Source organism: Pseudomonas flavescens, assembly GCF_013408425.1.
In the GTDB taxonomy this organism is placed as follows: domain Bacteria; phylum Pseudomonadota; class Gammaproteobacteria; order Pseudomonadales; family Pseudomonadaceae; genus Aquipseudomonas; species Aquipseudomonas fulva_A.
Window position 1 is genome coordinate 5,412,225 of the sequence record NZ_JACBYV010000001.1, and the last position, 18,536, is coordinate 5,430,760.

Annotated in this window: 14 protein-coding genes; 6 read left to right on the top strand and 8 right to left on the bottom strand. The window is 63.6% G+C overall.

All coding sequences use genetic code 11. From position 1 onward, the window contains the following. Positions 1 to 989: 989 nt before the first annotated feature. Together FHR27_RS24185 and FHR27_RS24190 are read right to left on the bottom strand one after the other, a co-directional pair. Positions 990 to 1,700: an NUDIX hydrolase gene (locus tag FHR27_RS24185; RefSeq protein WP_179539762.1), complete on the bottom strand. Its 711-nt coding sequence runs from the start codon at positions 1,698 to 1,700 to the stop codon at positions 990 to 992. After that, positions 1,697 to 2,278 (bottom strand): adenylyltransferase/cytidyltransferase family protein, encoded by a 582-nt coding sequence (locus tag FHR27_RS24190; protein ID WP_179539763.1) that lies wholly within the window; start codon positions 2,276 to 2,278, stop codon positions 1,697 to 1,699. The genes FHR27_RS24185 and FHR27_RS24190 overlap by 4 nt, the downstream gene beginning before the upstream one ends. Before the next feature lie 99 nt (positions 2,279 to 2,377). On the opposite strand from FHR27_RS24190, the gene FHR27_RS24195 reads away from it, so the two are divergent. From FHR27_RS24195 to nadE, 3 genes are read left to right on the top strand one after another with little or no spacing between them, the layout of a single operon-like run. After that, positions 2,378 to 3,031: an isochorismatase family protein gene (locus tag FHR27_RS24195; RefSeq protein WP_179539764.1), complete on the top strand. Its 654-nt coding sequence runs from the start codon at positions 2,378 to 2,380 to the stop codon at positions 3,029 to 3,031. Further along, positions 3,024 to 4,229 carry a nicotinate phosphoribosyltransferase gene (gene pncB / locus FHR27_RS24200; protein ID WP_042556539.1) on the top strand — a complete coding sequence of 402 codons (1,206 nt, stop codon included), beginning with the start codon at positions 3,024 to 3,026 and terminating at the stop codon, positions 4,227 to 4,229. The genes FHR27_RS24195 and pncB overlap by 8 nt, the downstream gene beginning before the upstream one ends. 16 nt (positions 4,230 to 4,245) lie before the next feature. Further along, positions 4,246 to 5,073 (top strand): ammonia-dependent NAD(+) synthetase, encoded by an 828-nt coding sequence (nadE, locus tag FHR27_RS24205; protein ID WP_179539765.1) that lies wholly within the window; start codon positions 4,246 to 4,248, stop codon positions 5,071 to 5,073. A 58-nt stretch (positions 5,074 to 5,131) separates the two neighbouring features. On the opposite strand, the gene FHR27_RS24210 is transcribed toward nadE, so the two are convergent. Beyond that, complete coding sequence (locus FHR27_RS24210; RefSeq protein ID WP_179539766.1) at positions 5,132 to 6,478, bottom strand: MATE family efflux transporter; 1,347 nt, start codon at positions 6,476 to 6,478, stop codon at positions 5,132 to 5,134. A gap of 156 nt (positions 6,479 to 6,634) precedes the next feature. On the opposite strand from FHR27_RS24210, the gene FHR27_RS24215 reads away from it, so the two are divergent. From FHR27_RS24215 to FHR27_RS24225, 3 genes are all read left to right on the top strand, one after another. Then, positions 6,635 to 7,138, top strand: a complete 504-nt coding sequence (locus FHR27_RS24215) for an RNA polymerase sigma factor (RefSeq protein ID WP_179539767.1) — start codon at positions 6,635 to 6,637, stop codon at positions 7,136 to 7,138. Continuing rightward, positions 7,135 to 8,079 carry a FecR family protein gene (locus tag FHR27_RS24220; RefSeq protein ID WP_179539768.1) on the top strand — a complete coding sequence of 315 codons (945 nt, stop codon included), beginning with the start codon at positions 7,135 to 7,137 and terminating at the stop codon, positions 8,077 to 8,079. Before FHR27_RS24215 ends, FHR27_RS24220 begins: the two co-directional genes overlap by 4 nt. A gap of 167 nt (positions 8,080 to 8,246) precedes the next feature. After that, the gene (locus FHR27_RS24225) at positions 8,247 to 10,643 is read left to right on the top strand and encodes a TonB-dependent receptor (RefSeq protein WP_179539769.1); all 2,397 of its coding nucleotides are present in this window, start codon (positions 8,247 to 8,249) and stop codon (positions 10,641 to 10,643) included. 47 nt (positions 10,644 to 10,690) lie between these two features. Here FHR27_RS24225 and FHR27_RS24230 read toward each other — a convergent pair whose 3' ends face one another. From FHR27_RS24230 to FHR27_RS24250, 5 genes are all read right to left on the bottom strand, one after another. Beyond that, positions 10,691 to 13,093, bottom strand: a complete 2,403-nt coding sequence (locus FHR27_RS24230) for a TonB-dependent siderophore receptor (protein WP_179539770.1) — start codon at positions 13,091 to 13,093, stop codon at positions 10,691 to 10,693. A 126-nt stretch (positions 13,094 to 13,219) separates the two neighbouring features. Next, positions 13,220 to 14,149: a FecR family protein gene (locus FHR27_RS24235; RefSeq protein ID WP_179539771.1), complete on the bottom strand. Its 930-nt coding sequence runs from the start codon at positions 14,147 to 14,149 to the stop codon at positions 13,220 to 13,222. Further along, complete coding sequence (locus FHR27_RS24240) at positions 14,146 to 14,700, bottom strand: RNA polymerase sigma factor (protein ID WP_197077070.1); 555 nt, start codon at positions 14,698 to 14,700, stop codon at positions 14,146 to 14,148. The genes FHR27_RS24235 and FHR27_RS24240 overlap by 4 nt, the downstream gene beginning before the upstream one ends. Positions 14,701 to 14,851: 151 nt before the next feature. After that, the gene (locus tag FHR27_RS24245; RefSeq protein ID WP_257026974.1) at positions 14,852 to 15,994 is read right to left on the bottom strand and encodes a hypothetical protein; all 1,143 of its coding nucleotides are present in this window, start codon (positions 15,992 to 15,994) and stop codon (positions 14,852 to 14,854) included. A gap of 158 nt (positions 15,995 to 16,152) precedes the next feature. Then, on the bottom strand, positions 16,153 to 18,327 hold the full coding sequence (locus FHR27_RS24250; protein ID WP_179539772.1) for a TonB-dependent receptor family protein: 2,175 nt from the start codon (positions 18,325 to 18,327) through the stop codon (positions 16,153 to 16,155). Positions 18,328 to 18,536 lie beyond the last annotated feature (209 nt).

Consider the following 18,536-nt stretch of genomic DNA (forward strand, 5'->3'; position numbering starts at 1 on the left):
GTGTGGGAGTCCAATCCAGGGCGCTCTGCGCCCGCCTGGCCTCGACATCGGACGCAGAGCGTCCCGGCAGGCATTCCCACGCGGAGCGTGAGGAACGATCAGGAAAAGGCAAAAGCGGTCATCGGAGCCGTATCCGTGGGAGCGGGCCATGCCCGCGATTTTTCGCGCGCATGGCGCGCTCCCACAGTGGAGCGGTGAACGGCGGCTATTGATGGCTCCAACGCTCCAGCGTGGGAGCCCAATCCGGGGCGCTCTGCGCCCGCCAGGCCTCGACATCGGACGCAGAGCGTCCCTGCAGGCATTCCCACGCGGAGCGTGAGGAACGATCAGAAAAGATAAAAGCGGTCATCGGCGCCGTATCCGTGGGAGCGGGCCATGCCAAGGCGCTCTGCGCCCGCCGGGCCTCGAGATCGGACGCAGAGCGTCCCTGCAGGCATTCCCACGCGGAGCGTGAGGAACGATTAGGAAAAGGCAAGAGCGGTCGTCGGCGCCGTATCCGTGGGAGCGGGCCATGCCCGCGATTTTTCGCGCGCATGGCGCGCTCCCACAGTGGATCGGTGAACGGCGGCTATTGATGGCTCCCACGCTCCAGCGTGGGAGTCCAATCCAGGGCGCTCTGCGCCCGCCGGGCCTCGACATCGGACGCAGAGCGTCCCTGCAGGCATTCCCACGCGGAGCGTGAGGAACGATCAGAAAAGGTAAAAGCGGTCATCGGCGCCGTATCCGTGGGAGCGGGCCATGCCCGCGATTTTTCGCGCGCATGGCGCGCTCCCACAGTGGATCGGTGAACGGCGGCTATTGATGGCTCCCACAGCACCAGCTGTAGGGTGGGCCGGGCGGCGATCCGCTTCAGCCTACCAATTGGCCCCCGACTACGAAAGGCGGCTATCGCCTTTGATGATGGCTCCCACGGTGGATCGGCGAACGGCGGCTTTCGCCTTCTGCTGCCCTTCATAACAGCAGCATCGCAGTCGCTCCGAGCAGCGATATCAAATACCTGTGCGATCCGCCAACAAACTCCGGTCAAACACGAACACGCCCTCGGCCTGTTCGGTCAGCTCCCACAGCTGCTGAGGGCGGCCCATTTTCGGGAAATTCTTTTCCCCGGTGTCGCGAATCCAGCCGGCTTCCTTCATCCGCTCCAGGCGTTTGCGCAACGAGGTGTTGTTGATTGTGGTGCCCAGGCAGGCCTGGGCTGCGTTCAGGGCATCGAGCACGGTGAAGCGTGGCGCGGTCAGATACAGGGGCAGGCTGGTATACACCGATTTGCCCGCCAGTCTTTCCAGGCTGAGGCGCACCAGGTTCCCGTGGTCGAAGGGCAGGGCGATGTTCCCGGCCAGCACCTCCTGCAGCGGCACGAAACGCAGGCCTTCATCGGCCGTTTCAGTGTCCGGGGGCAGCAGCGCCAAGTAGTAGGTGCTCATTGACCAGCCCCGTGGATCACGGTTGGCGCTGCCTTCGGTGCCAACCTGCTCCAGGTGTCGTGGCACGACCTGGGCCTTGTCGCGCAGCACGCGATGGGCCGCCGCCTCCAGGTTCGCGTCGCGGGTGCTGCCATTGACGATCACCCCAGGCAGCGCCCATTGCCCGATGAAGGGCTGGCGCTCGCGACGGTGCAGCAAAAGGTGTAGCTGCCGGCTCTCGGCATCCATGCGCAGGGCGATCAGGTCGACACTCGCCAGTACTTCTACAGAACTCACATGGCCCTCCTGTAAATCGTCATGTCGGGCTGGATTTCCGGCAGTTGCCATGCATCCGGAATGCTTTGCCCGGCAGCGATCATCGCGCGAATCGCGCTGCTGTGCACGGTCATCTCCTCATTCGCCACCAGCAGCCCGAATCGCTCGCGCAGTTCCGCTGCCCGGTAAAAGGTGGTCAGGCGGGTGAGGTTGTCCTCGCCGATCACCAGTGCCAGGCAATGCGCTGGCAACTGATGCTGTTGGGCGATGTGGTTCATCAGGTCGTAGCTGTAGATCACGTTGCCGTCAGCACCCAGTTGGCGCTCCACGGCAGAGCACACCACGCGATCGCCGAAGCGCTCCGCCAGCCGTTCGACCCAGGTACAACGCAGCGCGAAGTCCGCCATTCGCTTGGCATCGGCGTGCCGGTAGCTGGGCACCACCACCACTCGATCCGCGACGTCCAGCGCGCGCTGGATGACGCTGGCATGGCCGGCGTGGGGCGGATCGAAGGCGCCACCGTATATGGCCATGGCGAAGTGTTGCGGCGTTGGCTGGGCGCTGGCCGCGGCGAAGGTCTGGAGTGATGACGACAGCATCGCGAATCTCCTCGTGAGCAGGTGTTGACAGATATAATACACCTGGTGGAATATGTGTCCACCCCGCAGCGATGCGGCTCCACCAGCAGGAGGTGTCAGATGAAGATCGCCACGTTCGATGTCGATGCACAAAAGGGCTTCACCAGCCTGTGCCCCGATGAGTTGCCTGTGGCAGGCGGCCATGAGATCGCCGCGCCGCTCAACGACATGGCGCGTCGTGGCACCCTGCGTCTGGGCAGCAAGGACGCCCATGCCCGCAACGCCATCTGGGTGGTGGAGCGTCATGAGCAGATGCTCCAGCCCCTGAGCCATGCCAACGCCGACCTGACCTGGGTCAGCCACTGCGTACCGGGTACGCCTGGCTTCGAGCTGCTGGACGAACTGCCTGCACCGATCGACTACGACTTCTTCGTCTGGAAGGGCGTCGAGCCCGATCTGCACCCCTACGGCGCCTGCTTTCACGACCTGGCCGGCAAGCGCAGTACGGGCGTCATCGAATACCTGAAGGTCGCCGGCGTGAAGGCGGTGGTGGTCGGCGGCCTGGCCCTGGATTTCTGCGTACAGAACACCGCATTGCAATTGCGCGGCGCCGGCTTCCAGGTGTTGCTGTATCTTCCGGCTTGCCGGGCCATTTCCGAAGCCGGCGCAACGCAAGCCATCGACCAGATGCGCGCGCAGGGCATCATCATCTGCGCCGATAGCGGAGCGCTCGACAACGAGTTGGCCCGCCTCGAGGAGAATGACCATGAGTGAGAGCGTATTCGCCCCAAGCATCATCCAGAATCTGCTGGATACCGACTTCTACAAGCTGACCATGATGCAGGCGGTGCTGCACAACTACCCCAACGCCGAAGTGGAATGGGAGTTCCGTTGCCGCAGCAACGAGGATCTGACGCCTTACCTGGCGGAGATCCGCTACCAGATCGAGCAACTGGTCAACACCTCGATCACCCCGGATCAACTGGCCTACCTGGAGAAGATTCCCTTCATCAAGGCTGACTTCATCCGCTTCCTCAGCCTGTTCCGCTTCAACATGCGTTACGTGCACGTCGGTACCGACGCGGCCGGTCAGTTGGCGATCCGGGTGCGCGGCCCCTGGCTGCACGTGATCCTTTACGAGATTCCACTGCTGGCCATCGTCTCGGAAGTCCGCAACCGCTACCGTTACCGCGAAGTGGTCATCGAGCAGGTGCGCGAGCAGCTGTACCGCAAGCTCGACTGGCTCAAGGGCGAGGCCACCGCCGACGAGCTGGCGGGCTTCCAGGTAGCCGACTTCGGCACCCGCCGGCGTTTTTCCTACCGCGTGCAGGAAGAGGTGGTGAACATCCTCAAGCACGATTTCCCGGGCCGTTTCGTCGGCACCAGTAACGTGCACCTGGCCCGTGAGCTGGAACTGCGGCCTCTGGGCACCATGGCCCACGAATGGTTCATGGCCCACCAGCAGCTAGGCCCTCGGTTGATCGACAGCCAGAAGGCGGCGCTGGAGTGCTGGGTCAAGGAATACCGTGGCCTGCTGGGGATCGCCCTGACCGATACGGTTGGCATGGACAGCTTCCTGCAGGACTTCGATCTGTACTTCGCCAAGCTGTTCGACGGTCTGCGTCATGACTCCGGCGACCCGTTGGTATGGGCCGAGAAGGCCATCGCCCACTATGAGAAACTGGGCATCGACCCGCAGGGCAAAACACTGGTCTTCTCCGACGGACTGACCCTGCCCAAGGCGCTTGACCTGTACCGCGCGCTGCATGACCGCATTAATGTCAGCTTCGGTATCGGCACCAACCTGACCTGTGACATCCAGGGTGTCGAGCCGATGAACATCGTCATCAAGATGATCGACTGCAACGGCCAGCCCGTGGCGAAGATTTCCGATACGCCCGGCAAGACCCAGTGCCGCGATCCGAACTTCGTGACCTATCTCAAGCATGTTTTCCGCCTCGACGCGAACTGACCAAGGGAGAGACACCATGAGCAACCGACAAGCCGAAATCGCCACCGCCCTGGGCGTCATCGCCCCCTTTACCTCGGACGCCGACGTGGACGCCGAAATCGCCAAACGCATCGCGTTCATCAAGGCCACTCTGGCCGCTTCGCACACCAAGGTGCTGGTGCTGGGCATCAGCGGCGGTGTGGACTCTTCCACCGCCGGACGTCTGGCGCAGCTCACCGTCGAGCAGTTGCGCAGCGAAAAACAGGATGAGGGCTACCGCTTCGTTGCCATTCGCCTGCCGCACAACGTTCAGCACGACGAGGCCGATGCCCAGGCCGCACTGGGCTTCATCGCGGCGGACGAAGTGTTGACCATCGACATTGCCCCAGCAGTCAGCGGGTTGGCCGGGCAGATCCCCGAACTGGGCGGGCTGACTTCGTCGCGCCGCGACTTCGTGCTCGGCAATACCAAGGCGCGCATGCGCATGCTGGCCCAGTACACCGTGGCCAACGCGCGCAACGGCCTGGTGATCGGCACTGACCACGCGGCGGAAGCGGTAATGGGCTTCTTCACCAAGTTCGGTGATGGCGCCTGCGACCTGGCGCCATTGAGTGGCCTGGTCAAGGGCCAGGTGCGACAGATCGCCGAACGCCTCGGCGCTCCGGCCGCAGTATTCTCGAAGGTGCCGACCGCGGACCTGGAAGACGAGCGCCCCGGCATTCCGGATGAGCAGGTGCACGGCGTCAGCTACGAAGACATCGATGCCTTCCTGCAGGGCAAACCCGTCAACGAGTCGGCCTACCAGGCTATCGTGCAGACCTACGACAAGACCCAGCACAAGCGCGAGCTGCCGCTGGTGCCTTGAGCATCCTGCCGCGGAAACGCCCGCTGCCTGTCAGCGGGCTTTTTTATGCCTGCACGAATCAGCCGCTGCTGCGCGCCGTTATCCACAGGTCGCGACGAGCAAGGCGCCAGGCTAGTACACCCAGGGTCAGGCCGCGCAGGGCCATGAAGGCCAGGAACGCCACCCACAGACCATGGTTGCCGAAGCCCTGCAGTGCGAGAGCGATTGGCAGGCCGAGTGCCAGGGCCACGAGCATGGCGTTGCGCATCTCCCGAGCGCGGGTGGCGCCGATGAACAGGCCGTCGAGCAGGTAGCTCCACACCGCGAACAGCGGCAACAGGGCGAGATAGGGCAGGTAGTGCCCGGCCGTTTCGCGGACCACCGGGATGTCCGTCTGCAGGTTGACGAACAGGTGGCCGCCCGTGCCGAACAGCAGCGCGAAAAGCAGGCTGGCCAGCAGCGACCAGAAACCGGCGACGATCAGGCTGCGCCTGAGTGCCAGTCGGTCGCGCGCGCCGATGGCATGGCCGCACAGCGCTTCGACCGCGTGGGCCAGCCCATCCAGGGCATAGGCCGTGACCAGCAGACCATTGAGCAGCAGCGCGTTGGCTGCCACGGTGGCGTCGCCCAGGCGTGCTCCCTGAATGGTGATCAGCAGAAACACCGCCTGCAGTGCCAGAGAGCGCAGGAAGATATCGCGGTTGACGCCCAGCAGCGCGCTCCAGCTCTGCCACTTGCCCATCGCCGTCCATTGCGTGCTGCCAGGATGACGGCGCAGGGCGCCACGGGTCAGTGCCAGGCCGACCAGCAGCCCACCCCATTCGGCCAGCACCGCAGCGCGGGCAGCGCCGACGACTTCCCAGTCGAGGCCCAGCACGAACCACAGCGACAGCACGATGTTCAGCAGGTTGGTGACCAGCAGCATCACCAGGGGCGCGCGGGCGTTCTGGGCGCCGAGCAGCCAGCCGATCAACGCGAAGTTGGCCAGTGCGGCCGGCAGGCCGAGCAGGCGGGTGTGCAGAAAGTCGCGGGTCAGGGCATCCAGCTCGGCCGACGGATTCATCAGCCCCAGGGCCAGGCCACTGAAGGGCACGGCCAGCGCGCCGAGCGTCAGCGCCAGCAAGGCGGCAAGCACGAGGCCCTGCACCAGCACCTGACGCAATGCGCCGCCATCTCCACGGCCGCAAGCCTGGGCGGCGAAGCCCGTGGTGCCCATGCGCAGAAAACCGAGCAGCCCGACGATCAGGATATACAGGCTGCTACCCACCGCCACGGCGCCCAACTGATGGGCATGGGGCAGGTGGCCGACCACGGCCGTGTCGACCAGCGCCACCAGTGGCACGGACAGGTTGGAAAGGATCATCGGCGCAGCCAGCGCCCAGACCTTGCGGTGGGTCGGCGCGTGGCGCCAGGCATCGCGAAACATGCAGCGCTCCATCAGGGCAACGCAGTATAGGTGACTGCGCTGCCTTGCCGTTACGGCGAGTGCCGAGATGGCAAGGCAGAACGCTGGTCGCCTTTTATTGAAAATAATTATCAGCGGATATATGTTCGCAACCCCTTTCCTGCGCGGTATTTCCGAGTGCGCCCGCCCCATGACTCCGATGCCCAGGACGGCCAGTTCCAGCGCCATGCGGGCGAGTTGCTGCGTTTCTTCACCCGCCAGGTGAAGTGCGACGAGCTGGCGGCCGACCTGCGTCAGGAAACCTGGCTGCGCTTTCAGCGCCGTGGCACGGGCGAGGTGGAGAATCTGCGTGCCTTTCTTTATCGCATCGCCCGCAACCTGATCATCGACCACCGGCGCCAGCAGCAGGCGCGGCCCGTACAGGAAAGCGTGTCGGTGGAGCTGGAGTCGGATCAGCCTGGGCCCGAGCAGATTGTCGGTGATGGACAACAGCTTGCCCGCTTGCAGGATATTCTTCAGGATCTGCCCCCTCATTTGCGTAAGGCCCTGTTGTGGAACCGCCTCGACGGTCTGACCCAGAAGCAGATCGGTCAGCGCCTCGGTGTTTCCGAGAGCATGGCCGGGCGCTATATCCTCAAGGCCCTGGAACAGTGTCAGCAGAAAATGGATTTGATGTCGTGACCACCGATTCTTCGCTTCTCGCCCAGGCTCGAGAGTGGCAGGTGCTGCTGCATTCCGGCCGCGCCAGCGCAGCCGATCGTATCGCTGCCGAGGCATGGCGCTGCGCTTCGCCGGCCCACGAGCAGGCTGCCAGCGAGGTGGATCGGTTGTGGGCGCTGCTGGGGCAGCTTGGCGAGCAGCCCCCCGTCGCGGACTCGCCTGCGGTGGTTCTGCCACTGCGCCGTGGCCGTCGCCGGCGTTGGGCAGTACCCCTGGCCAGCGCCGCCATGCTGCTCCTGGCTCTTTGGCTGCCCCAGGGAGCCTGGGTGGGCTGGTATGCCGACCTGGAGACCGCCCCGGGCGAAGTGCGTATCGTCGAACTGGAAGATGGCACCGTGCTGACGCTCAATGGCGCCACCGCGCTGGACTGGAGCATCAGCGAAGGGCGCCGGAGCATTCGCCTGTATCGGGGCGAAGCGGACTTCCAGGTGGCCAAGGACGCCAGCCGACCGTTCTTCGTCGAGGCGGGGCCAGCGCGTATTCGCGTTACCGGTACTCGCTTCGATGTCGACTACAGTGGTCGTCAGGTGGTACTGGCGGTGACCGAAGGGCAGGTGCAGGCCAGCGACGCCCGCGAGCAACCGCTGCCGGTAGGTGCGAACCAGCAGGTGCGCTGGAGCGGCGATCAGATGGAGCCGGTGCAGCCCCTCGATGCTCGTCAGCAACTGGCCTGGCAGCGCGGCAAGCTGGTGTTTCGTGCACAGCCGCTGAGCGAGGTGTTCGCCGAGCTGGAGCGCAGCCAGAGCCAGCGGGTGATCTTTCTCGACCAGAGCGTGCGTGACCTCAAGGTGACCGGCGTTTTCGCCCACGACGACCCACAAGCGGTGCTACGTGCCATCGAAAGCAACCTGCCCGTGCGCCTGGTAAGGCTGCCGGGACTGCTGCTGGTAAGCCGCAACTGAGGTTCGTGCAGCGCTGCAGGGCTGTTCTTGCAGGTGCCAGAATGGATAGTTGGCGGCTGGCGTAAAAATATTTAGGTTCCTGGTTCAGAAAAGCATCGGCGTTTCGTCTTCCGTTTCTGCAAATGCGACTTTTTCGCATGACCTCTGCAGAACACAGGAAACCCCGCATGCGCACGACGCGTTCTCCTCTTTTCCAGGCACTGGCTGCCGCCCATCTGCTGCTCGCTGCCACGACCGCGTCGGCGCTGGAGTTCGATCTCCCTGCACAGCGCCTCGATGCTGCGCTGACCGATTTCGCAGAGCAGGCCAATGTGCGTCTGCTCTACGACGCCAGCCTGACCCCGAGCGATCGTCAGGCACCGGCCTTGAAGGGCGATTACTCGGTTGCCGAAGGCTTGCAGTTGCTGCTGCAGGGCAGCGGCCTCAGCTACCAGATCGACCAGCAGGGCACCGTGACCCTGGTGCCCCTCGGTCAGGTCGACGATTCGCTGCAGCTCGGCGCCACCACCGTCAGCGGCCAGGGCGAAGGTCGTCTCGACCTGCCCGTGGAATACGCCGGTGGCCAGGTCGCGCGAGGTGCGCGCATCGGTATGCTGGGCAATCAGGATATGCAGGATGTGCCGTTCAGTGCGGCCAGTTACACCGGCGAACTGATCGAGAACCGTCAGGCGCGCAGCCTCGGCGAAGTGCTGGCCAGCGATCCGGCGATACGCCAGTCCAACGGCTTTGGCAACTTCTCCCAGGTGTTCGTGGTGCGCGGTTTTCAGCTGTACACCGACGATATTGCGTTCAACGGCCTGTACGGGATTCTGCCTCGGCAGATCATTTCCACCGAAGCCGTCGAGCGTGTCGAGGTGTTCAAAGGCGCCAACGCGTTTCTCAATGGTGTTGCACCGGGCGGAAGTGGGGTTGGCGGCGCGATCAACGTGGTCTCCAAGCGTGCCGAAGACACGCCCAATCGCAGTATCTCTCTCGATTACGCCAGTAGCGCGCGTGCGGGTGGTCATGTGGATCTTGGGCGGCGCTTTGGTGAAGACAATCGCTTCGGCGCGCGGGTCAATGTGGCAAAGCGTGACGGTGAAACGGCGGTCGACGGTGAGCATTCGCACTTCAGCCTGGCCGCCGTTGGTCTCGATTACCGCGGTGAGCGGCTACGTTTGTCGACCGATTTCGGCTACCAGAAGCAGCGCATCAACGAAGGCCGCTCTGTGGTTTATCTGACCCCCGCAGGGCTGGGCGGCAAGGTACCGAAGGTGCCGGATTCGGATGCCAACTACTCCCAGCCCTGGAGTTGGTCGCAGTTGGAAGATACCTACGGCATGTTCAACGCCGAGTACGATCTGAGCGAAAACTGGACGGCCTACCTCGCTGGTGGCGGCAAGTACACCCGGGAGAATGGTGTGTACTCCTCGGTGTATGTTACGTCTCCGGATGGTCGCGGTCAGGTAGGGCGGCTTTACTCGCCCCTCGATCAGGAGACCTTCAGCAGCGTGGCCGGCTTGCGTGGCAGTCTGCAGACTGGTCCGGTCAGCCACCAGCTGAATGTTTCTACCAATGGTCTTTGGCAGGAGCGGCGCAATGCCTTCGAGTCGACGACTGTAGCCAATCGCCGGCCCGGCAATCTCTACGACCCGCAACCCGTGAGTGAGCCGGTCGCGAGCGTCAGCGGCGACCTGCACGACCCGCGCAAGACCGCCAAGGTGATCACCCGCAGCGTTGCCGTTTCCGACACCCTGGGTTTCTTCGATGACCGACTGCTGCTGACCCTTGGGCTGCGCCGCCAGTCCATCGGCGCCGATGCCTGGAGCGCCGCCAGTGGTGCGCGTACCGCCAATTACGAAGACAGCATCACCACGCCGGCCTATGGCCTGGTGTTCAAGGCGAGCGACGTGGTTTCGTTGTATGCCAATAGCATCGAGTCCCTTCAGCAGGGGCCGTCTGCTCCTGCTGCTGCCGTCAATCGTGGGACCATGTTCGCGCCTTATCGCACCAAGCAGATCGAGGCAGGTGTGAAGCTGGACTGGGGTACCTTTGGCGGCAGCCTCGGGGTTTATCGGATCGAACAGCCCCAAGGCGTCACGGGAACCGACAATGTCTATCGGGTCGACGCCGAGCAGCGTAACCGCGGTGTGGAACTGAATCTGTTCGGTGAACCGCTGCCCGGCTTGCGTCTGCTTGCTGGCGCGACCCTGATGGATACCGAATTGCGCGGCACTGCCGGGGGCGCCAATGATGGCAACCGTGCTGTCGGTGTCCCGGAGTTTCAGTACAACGTCGGCGCCGACTGGGACGTGCCTGGTGTTTCCGGCCTGAGCTTCAACGGGCTGTTGCTGCGCACCGGCGGCCAGTACTACGACTCCGCCAACACCCTGAGCATCCCCGCCTGGACGCGAGTAGACCTTGGTGGCCGTTATGCGATGAAGCTCGACGAGGAGCGGCAGCTGACCCTGCGCGCCGGCCTGGAGAACGTCGCTGACAAGGCCTACTGGGCGTCCACCAACGGCGGCTACCTGACCCAGGGCGAGCCACGCACCCTGAAGGTCTCGGCCACCCTGGACTTCTGAGGCCACGCTAACCAGCCCGGCGCATTCGCACACCGGGCTGGTTTCGCTCAGAACGTCAGGCGCAAGCCCAGCGTCGCATTGCGCGGCGTGCCGTAGTAGGCCGACGACGTGCTGGTGTAGTACGCCTTGTCGAGCAGGTTGTTGAGGTTGAGCGTCGCGCTGAGCTGCTCGGTAATGGGGTAGCGGGCCATCAGGTCGACGATGGCGTAGCTGCCTTGGGTGAAGCGCACGCTGTTGGGCCCCATGGCATCGCTGTAGATTGCGTTCTGCCAGTTCACGCCGCCGCCCACGGTCAGACCATTGCCCAGGTTGTCGAGCAGATAACTGGTGAATAGTTTGGCGGTGTTCTGCGGGATCTCGGTATTCAGCGCTCTGCCGTTGCTGTCCTGGACGATATTGCGCGAATAGCTGGCCGTCAGCTGCCAGTCCGGCATCAGCTCGCCGCTCAACTCCACCTCGAAGCCACGGGTCTTGGTGCCGGATTCGGCGCGGTAGGCCTGATCACCATTAGGGGCGAATTCACCCGGTATGGAGACGGCGAGGTTGTCCTGTTCGATCTGGTAGATCGCGGTGGAGAAGTTCAGGCGATCTTCGAAGAAGCCTGCTTTGATCCCCAGCTCGTAGCCGACACCTTCCAGCGGGTCGATAAAGCTGCCGTCGAGCAGGCGATTGCTCTGTGGCTTGAAGATGCTGGTGTAGCTGGCATAGGCCGACCAGGTATCGTCGAGCTCGTAGACGATTCCTGCGAAGGGCGTGAACACACCGGTTTCGGTACGCCGGGTGGTTTCATCGTCGACGCCGCCGTAGTTGTCGGTCTTCTGCACGTTTTCCCAGTCGGTCACGCGGCCGCCTAGGAATACCGACAGTTTGTCGGTCGCGCGTAGGCGCGTGCTGGCGTAGGTCGCCTGCTGCTTCTCGTTGTAATTCATGCGCCCGTTCACCGGGATGTTGGGCTCTGCCGGAGTCTTGCCATCCCAGCCGTAATAACTGGGAATGTCGCTGCTCCAGCCGGCGAAACGCCAGAGGTCATAGTTGTCGGCTTTGTAGCGGGTCTGTTGGCGAGAGTGGCCGATGACCAGATCATGCTGCTGACCGAGCAGCTCGAAGCTGCCGCGCAGGTGCATGTCGAGGCTGTCCTGCACGGGCTTTGCCCCCCAGCGGCCGCCATAGAGCATGCCACCACTTCCGGTTTCACGATTCGGGTAGACACGCGCACCGGCATAGCCGAGCACTTCGTCGAAGGCATAACGGCCCCTGCTGAGCGTCAGCTTGGCTTTCCAGTCATCGTTCAATTGCTGGTCGAGGGAGGCAAAGCCCGAGGCGAAATGGCGTTCGGAGTAGGCCCAGGTGCTGGCTGCCGAGGCCGAGCGCGACCAGTCGGTACGCGAACCATCGCTGAAGTACAGCGGCAGCCCGCCGCGGGCGTGGTTGTTGGCGTCGTGCTGCTGTGCATCTGCACCGATGGTGAGCAAGGTGTCTGGCGTCAGGTCGGCCTCCACAATGCCGTACAGTACCTTGTGACGTTCCTGCAGGCGGTCGATATACGAGCCGGCATCGCGATAAACGGCGACCATGCGGCCCCGCACGCTACCGCTTTCATTGAGTGGCCCGCCGCTGTCCAGTTCGATGGCGTTGTTATCCCAGGAGCCTGCCTGCAGGCCAATGCTGCTCTTCCATTCGCTGGTCGGGCGCTTGCGCACCAGGTTGATGGTGGCGCCTGGAGTGCCGATGCCATTGGTCAGTCCCGTAGCGCCGCGGATCACTTCGACGCGGTCGTAGAGCGCCAGGTCGTTGGTCTGGAACACCGAGTTGTAATTGCTGTTGAGCAGCGGTTCACCGTCGATCTGATAGTTCTGTACCTGGAAGCCGCGCGAGTAAATGGCGCTGCTGTCCGAGCCCATGTTGCCGCTCTGGTTCACGCTCAGGCCTGGGGTCTGACGCACCGCATCGGTCAACTGCGTCAGGTTCTGGTCATCCATGCGCTGGCGGCTCATGACGCTGATCGACTGCGGCGTTTCGCGGATGGTCAGCGGCATCTTGGTCGCGGTGCTGGTCGAGCCGGTGGTGTACGAGCCCGTGCCGTCGGTGGTGTCACCCAGGCCTGCACCGGTGATGCTGGTGGCACCCAGTTCCAGCGAGGCACCGGTGTCGCTCTGGCGGGTGATGATCAGGGTGTTGCCCGCACGTTGGTAAGTCAGGCCGCTGCCATCGAGCAACTGCTGCAGCGCCACCGTGGGTTCCAGCGTGCCGCTCACGGCAGGGGCGTGCAGATGTCCGGTCAGGCTGCTGTCGGCGGCGATGCTCAAACCGGCGGCTTCGCCCAGTTGTCGCAGCGACAGGCTCAGGGGCTGGGCGGGCAGGTTCAAATCGACAGGGACAGCCAGCACGGGCGCAACCAGAGCGAAACTGGCAACGGCCAGCAGGTTGCGTAGCGCGAACGAATGACGCATCGAGACATCCTTCTCATGGGAATTTGCCTGAAGGACGGAACGCCCGGCGTTTTCCCTGATGCAGCGGCGACGAATGGTCGCCGCTGTGCCGTTATCTGCGTGGCGGTGGCGATGTGGGGCGAATCTCTAACGCGCGCTCAGTTCGGTGCTTTGCCTGCCTTCGGTCACGCGCACCGGGGCGATGGTCGGCAGAGCGCGGATGAAGTCCTCCACGTCGCTCAATTGCAGCACGGCACTGATGCGCGGGCTCGGGTAGCCAGTGTGGGCTTGCAGCGGCCGTTCGCGGTAGCGCGACAGGCTGGCGGCGATCTCGCCGAGGTCCGCGTCTTCGAAAACCAGGTTGCCGCGGGTGAAGGCCAGGGCATTGTCGGCCGGCAGGTCTACCTTGCGCAGGTGGCCATTACCATCGACTTCCACGACCTGGCCAGCTTCCACCTGCCAGGTTTCGTTCGGGTGGCGATTGCTGGCCACTTCGACCCGGCCATGATCGACGCTGATCCGCAGCCGATCCGGCAGGCGGTTGACCACGAAGCGGGTGCCGCGCACGGTGATTTGCGCCAGGCCGCTATCGATCACGAAGGGGCGCAGAGGGTTGCGTGCGACATCGAACAGCGCCTCGCCCTGCCGCAGGTCGATGCTGCGCTGGCGCCAGCCATAACGGACGTCGATCCGAGTGGCGGCGTTCAATTGCAGTTCGCTGCCATCGCGCAGGGTGATCTGCCGGCGCTCGCCAATCGGCGTGTGCAACGCGAGCTGCTGAGGGCTCTGCCGATAACCGAGCCAGCCCGCAGCCGAAGCGAGCATCAGTACCAGAGCGACGGCGCCCCGGCCCAGGTAACGTGGCTGCCCGCGCTGCTGGCGCTCCATGGCCATGGCCAGCGCCTCGGTCTGGCGGGTACTGCCGAAGTCGTTCCAGAGCGCTTCGAAGGCGCGATATTCCTCGGCGTTCGCCGGGTCGGCTGCCAGCCAGCTGCGGAATTCCGCCTGCTCCGCCAGCCGCGCATCGCCGCGCAGGCGCAGGAACCAGGCGGCCGCCTGTTCGGTCGGGTCGCTCATGATTGCAGCAGGTGGCGGGCGCGGCGCAGGTCGAGCAGGGCGCGCATCATGTGCCGTTCGACCATGTTCAGGCTGATGCCCAGGCGCGTGGCGATATCCGGCTGGGTGTAACCCTCGATGCGGGCCATCCAGAACACCTCCGCGCAACGCTCGGGCAGGCAGTCGAGGATGCGCTGCAACGCCTTGAGCCGCTGCTGGATATCGAGCAGGTGCTCGCAGGACGGTGCCACCTGGTCGGGGGCCAGGTCTTCCGGGTTATGCGATTCCAGCGATTCCAGCCGCCACTCGCTGCGGTAGAAATCGATCAGTACCGAGTGGGCGACACGGCGCAGGTAGGCATTGGGCTGCTCGATCCGGCGCTGATGTTGCGCCAGGGCAAAGCGCAGCAGGGCATCGTGCAGCACATCGTAAGCGCGTTGTACGCAGCGGGTGCGCCGGCTCAGGCTGAGCAGCAGATCGCTGTAGGCCCAGCCAAGGTCGATGCCTTGCCAGTCGACCTTGGCGGAATCGCGAAGCACGGGAGTGCTGGCCTGCAGCATGGCAATCGGCACGAGAAGCCCTCTGGGTGTAGGAAGCGGCCAGAGGATAGGCAATTGGCAATAATTCGTAAATAGTATTTATTGCTATTTGAGTGCGCTGGCGTATCGCACGTAGAACCAAGAGGGTCTGCCCCATGCGGGGCAGATCAGGGGGGAGGTGACGTTACTTCGCCTTCAGGGTGTAAGACGGCCCCCACACCGATTTACCAGGGGTTTCGCGGGCTTTGATGTCGATCTGCCGGTAGGTCAGCTCGCTGAGTATGTTCGCCAGTTTGGGCAGCCCATAGTCCGCCGGGTTCTGGCTGTTTCTGACTTCCTCGACCTCACCCAGCAACTGAACCAGGGTGACCTGCTCGAGCTCACAGCGCATCCGCTCCTGATCCGCCTGTTTGCAGCTCTTGTTCCTGAGCACAGCGGCAGGCGGTTCGGCAAACAGGCCATCGGTAACAACCACCTCACCAGCGGCGATATCGAAACTCGCGAATTCCTTGTTGATGGTTGCCGTGACATTTCGGGCTTCGAAGGTTCGTTGCTGGATGCTGGGCACCCAGCCTGCCTCCGACGTTTGTCGTTTCACGTCGTAGGAGGTTTTCGCCCGGCTCATGCACTCGTTGTTGACCACGCGCACGGAGGTGCAGTAGTCCTCTTCCACCGTCTCGGTGCGGTAGCTGGCGTCTTCCCATTTCTGGCCGCGCTCGAACTCATCGATCTTCTGCGCCTTGAGCATCAGATGACCCAATGACGATGGCTTGATGTTACGCCCGCCCGGTGCCTCGAAGGCGGCAGTTCGCGGCAGCACATAACTGACGCCGGTGATCGTATAGCGACCCGGCTCGATCACGAAGATCTTGTAGAGCGTGCGCCCGAAAACCAACTGGAAATAGGAGCGGCTTGGATCGTTCTCATCCGGCTCGTTGCTGGAGTCGTAACCGACGAAGAACTTGGACGACGGGCGAGAGGTATTGGTCCACTCGGTAACCCCCGAGCGAAGTCGCAGAAACTCGGCGATCGAGTCGTTGTTCTGGAAGTCGGTGGTACCGTCCAGGCTGGCAGTTGGCACGATTAGAATGGCTTTGCCCGAGGTTTTTATCTGGGCGAACATTTCGTCATGAGCTCTACGCATTTCCAACATCATGGCTTGCGGTGATGCAGGCTGCGCCTGCCCGGCATAGTAGCCCTGGTTGGGTGCTGCGAGCGGAACGCATGCAGCCAATGCCAGGCTGGACAGGGTGATGCCGAGCAGCATGCCCAAGCGGGTCGACGAACCCCTCGGGAGTTGCGATCCAACGGTGCCCTTCACGTTCATCTTTCGTGTCCATCTGCTTCGTGGGGTAGTGGCACATGCCTTTCGGGCTGTGCAAAAGGTCAACGCACCATTGTCCACATAAGCTCGACAGGCCCTATAGCTCATCAAAACTATTGTGAGGGCGTTCAAAAAATGGTGGTTCGCATGCGGCGGGAGGGTCAGTTGAAACTGTACGAGACTCCCACGAAGGCCCCGAAGCCATCGCCCGGGGTGGAGCGGGCGACGTCTGCGCCGTTGTCGTTGTAGCCAGGCGTGACGGTGGCGGCGTAGCGCTTGTCGGTGAGGTTGCGCAGGTCCAGCCAGGTCTGCCAGTCGTCTTTCGGCGAGGCGTAACCCAGGGTCGCGCCGAAGATTGCGTAGGCATCGGCGTAGTAGGAGTTGGCGTAATCCACGGCAACCTTCGAGGCGTACTGGGTGTTGAGCCCGGCGTAGAAACCGCTCGGGTGGCTGTAGCGCAGCTCGGCCTGGTAGTAATGACGCGGCAGGCCGGGCAGGCGGTTGTCGCCGTAGGTGTCGTCGTCGCGGTAGTGGAAATCGCTGAAGGTATACGCCTGGCGCAGGGCCAGATCACCGGCTGCGCCGCCTTGCCACAGCGGGCTGTCGAGGCCGAGCTCGATGCCCTGGTGGATGGTGGGGCTGGCGTTGGATTCGGAGAACACGTTCTGCTCGACCTGTACGGTCAGCAGCTCGTGGCGCACGACCGAGTAGTAATAGGCCGCGTCCCACTGGCCTAGTGCCGAGTCACCACGGCCGCCAATCTCGAAGGTGGTGGCGGTCTGGTTATCCATCGAGATCGGCGCGCGCTGGCGAGCGCTGTACGGCTGGTTGCTGGCCGGGAAACGCAGCGGCGAACTCCAGAGCATCGACCAGGCGTGGGGCGGTTCGACCGAGCGGCTGATATTGCCGTACAGCTGCACCTCGGGGTTGAGCTGATAGCGCAGGCCGATGCGCGGGGCGTAATCCCAAGTGTGTTCGCTGAGCGTGTCGTCGGTGGCCGGCCAGGTCACCTCGACCTGACGGCGGGTATAGATCAGCGCCAAACCGGTGGTCAGCCACAGATCGGGCACCAGCTCGGTTTCGTTGCTGGCGTGCAGCACGTTGTCCGAGCCCAGGTGTTCATAGGCGCGCATCAGGGTGCCGGCCGGATAAGTGGTTGTCGGGCCGCCGCTAGGGCCGAAACTTATGGGTAACGCTGCGTTCTCTCTGGACTTGCTGCTTGGCAGATTGGTGGTGCTGCGAAAGCCGAGGGTGGTGGTGCTGTCGAGCCCGAACAAGGTGTGGCGGCGGTTGTAGTTCAGGGTGCCACTGACGTCGCTGTAATCCACACGCACCCGGTAGGTGTTGCCGTTGGGCGAGCTGTTCTCGACGATATCCATCGGGTAGTGGTGATAGGCCAGGCCGGCTACCAGCGTCGAGTCATCGTCGATCCGCCAGGTGGTCTTGTTGGCCAGCCAGGTGCTGCCGGGTTGGTCGCGGTGCGCGTCGATGCGCAGGTTGTTGGCGGCGGCAGCCCGTGGGTCGTGCTTGATCTGCGCTTTGCTCAGGCGGCCCGGGACGTCATGCTCTGTTTCCCGATAGCGCAGGTAAAAGCGCGTTTCCAGGTTGTCGTTGAGGCGATAACCAACGTTCGCGGCCACGCCCTTGCCTTTGCCCGAGGCATGATCCTGATAACCGTCGTAATGGCTGTCGGTGAGGTTGATGTAGTAATCGAAATCACCCAGCACCTGGCCGGAGCTGATGCTGCGTTTCTGGTAACCGTGGCTGCCGGCTTCGTAGCGCAGTTGCAGCTTGTCGGCATCACGGCCGGTGCGGGTTATGTAGTCGATGGCGCCGCCCAGAGCCAGTGATCCCTTGTCGAAACCATTGGCGCCGCGCAGCACTTCGGCGCGGCTTATCCACAGCGGCTCCAGCAGTTCATAAGGCGTGCCGCCCGAGCCGGTCAGAGGCAAACCATCGAGCATGATGTGGTTGCCGGAGGCGTGAGAGCCGGTGCCGCGATTGATGCCCGAGCCGCGGATCGCGATCTTGATGCCCTCGTTGCCAGGCGACTGTGCGTACACGCCCGGCTGGTAGGCCAGCACATCCTGGTTGCCGGCCACGCGGCCCTGCTCGACGCGCGTCATGTCCACCAGGTTGGTGCCGCCCGGTACCTGCTTGAGCTGCTCTTCGGCCGCCTGCTGCTCGGTCAGCACCTGGTCGGTCACCCGCACGCCTTCCAGTTGCAGGGTGCCCGGCCTGGTTTCGGCATGGACGGCAGGAAGTGCCGCGCAGGTCAGCAGGCTGGCGGCCAGCAGGTGGCGAGGGCGCAGGGCGAAGGGGGGCAGGGAACGCATCGATGGAAATCTCCGTGGGAACAGCCGGCAGCGGTTGTAGCAGGCAGCGCCGGGTAGGACGGCGGCTCGGCAGGATAAGCCACGTCCCTCGCCTGGTGATCGTTTTCTGCTGTCGGGCTTTCCAGCATCGGCGTCCGAGCAATTTGCCAAATTGGCATATTAGGTTATGCCTAAATTGAATTTCCATGTGGTTCGTCGAGCCGATACCG

Excerpts from the sequence above, each read along its gene's own strand:
- FHR27_RS24250 (WP_179539772.1), bottom strand. The coding sequence starts at position 18,327 with ATGCGTTCCCTGCCCCCCTTCGCCCTGCGCCCTCGCCACCTGCTGGCC.
- FHR27_RS24230 (WP_179539770.1), bottom strand. The coding sequence starts at position 13,093 with ATGCGTCATTCGTTCGCGCTACGCAACCTGCTGGCCGTTGCCAGTTTC.
- FHR27_RS24235 (WP_179539771.1), bottom strand. The coding sequence starts at position 14,149 with ATGAGCGACCCGACCGAACAGGCGGCCGCCTGGTTCCTGCGCCTGCGC.
- pncB (WP_042556539.1), top strand. The coding sequence starts at position 3,024 with ATGAGTGAGAGCGTATTCGCCCCAAGCATCATCCAGAATCTGCTGGAT.
- FHR27_RS24195 (WP_179539764.1), top strand. The coding sequence starts at position 2,378 with ATGAAGATCGCCACGTTCGATGTCGATGCACAAAAGGGCTTCACCAGC.
- FHR27_RS24190 (WP_179539763.1), bottom strand. The coding sequence starts at position 2,278 with ATGCTGTCGTCATCACTCCAGACCTTCGCCGCGGCCAGCGCCCAGCCA.
- nadE (WP_179539765.1), top strand. The coding sequence starts at position 4,246 with ATGAGCAACCGACAAGCCGAAATCGCCACCGCCCTGGGCGTCATCGCC.
- FHR27_RS24210 (WP_179539766.1), bottom strand. The coding sequence starts at position 6,478 with ATGTTTCGCGATGCCTGGCGCCACGCGCCGACCCACCGCAAGGTCTGG.
- FHR27_RS24245 (WP_257026974.1), bottom strand. The coding sequence starts at position 15,994 with ATGAACGTGAAGGGCACCGTTGGATCGCAACTCCCGAGGGGTTCGTCG.
- FHR27_RS24225 (WP_179539769.1), top strand. The coding sequence starts at position 8,247 with ATGCGCACGACGCGTTCTCCTCTTTTCCAGGCACTGGCTGCCGCCCAT.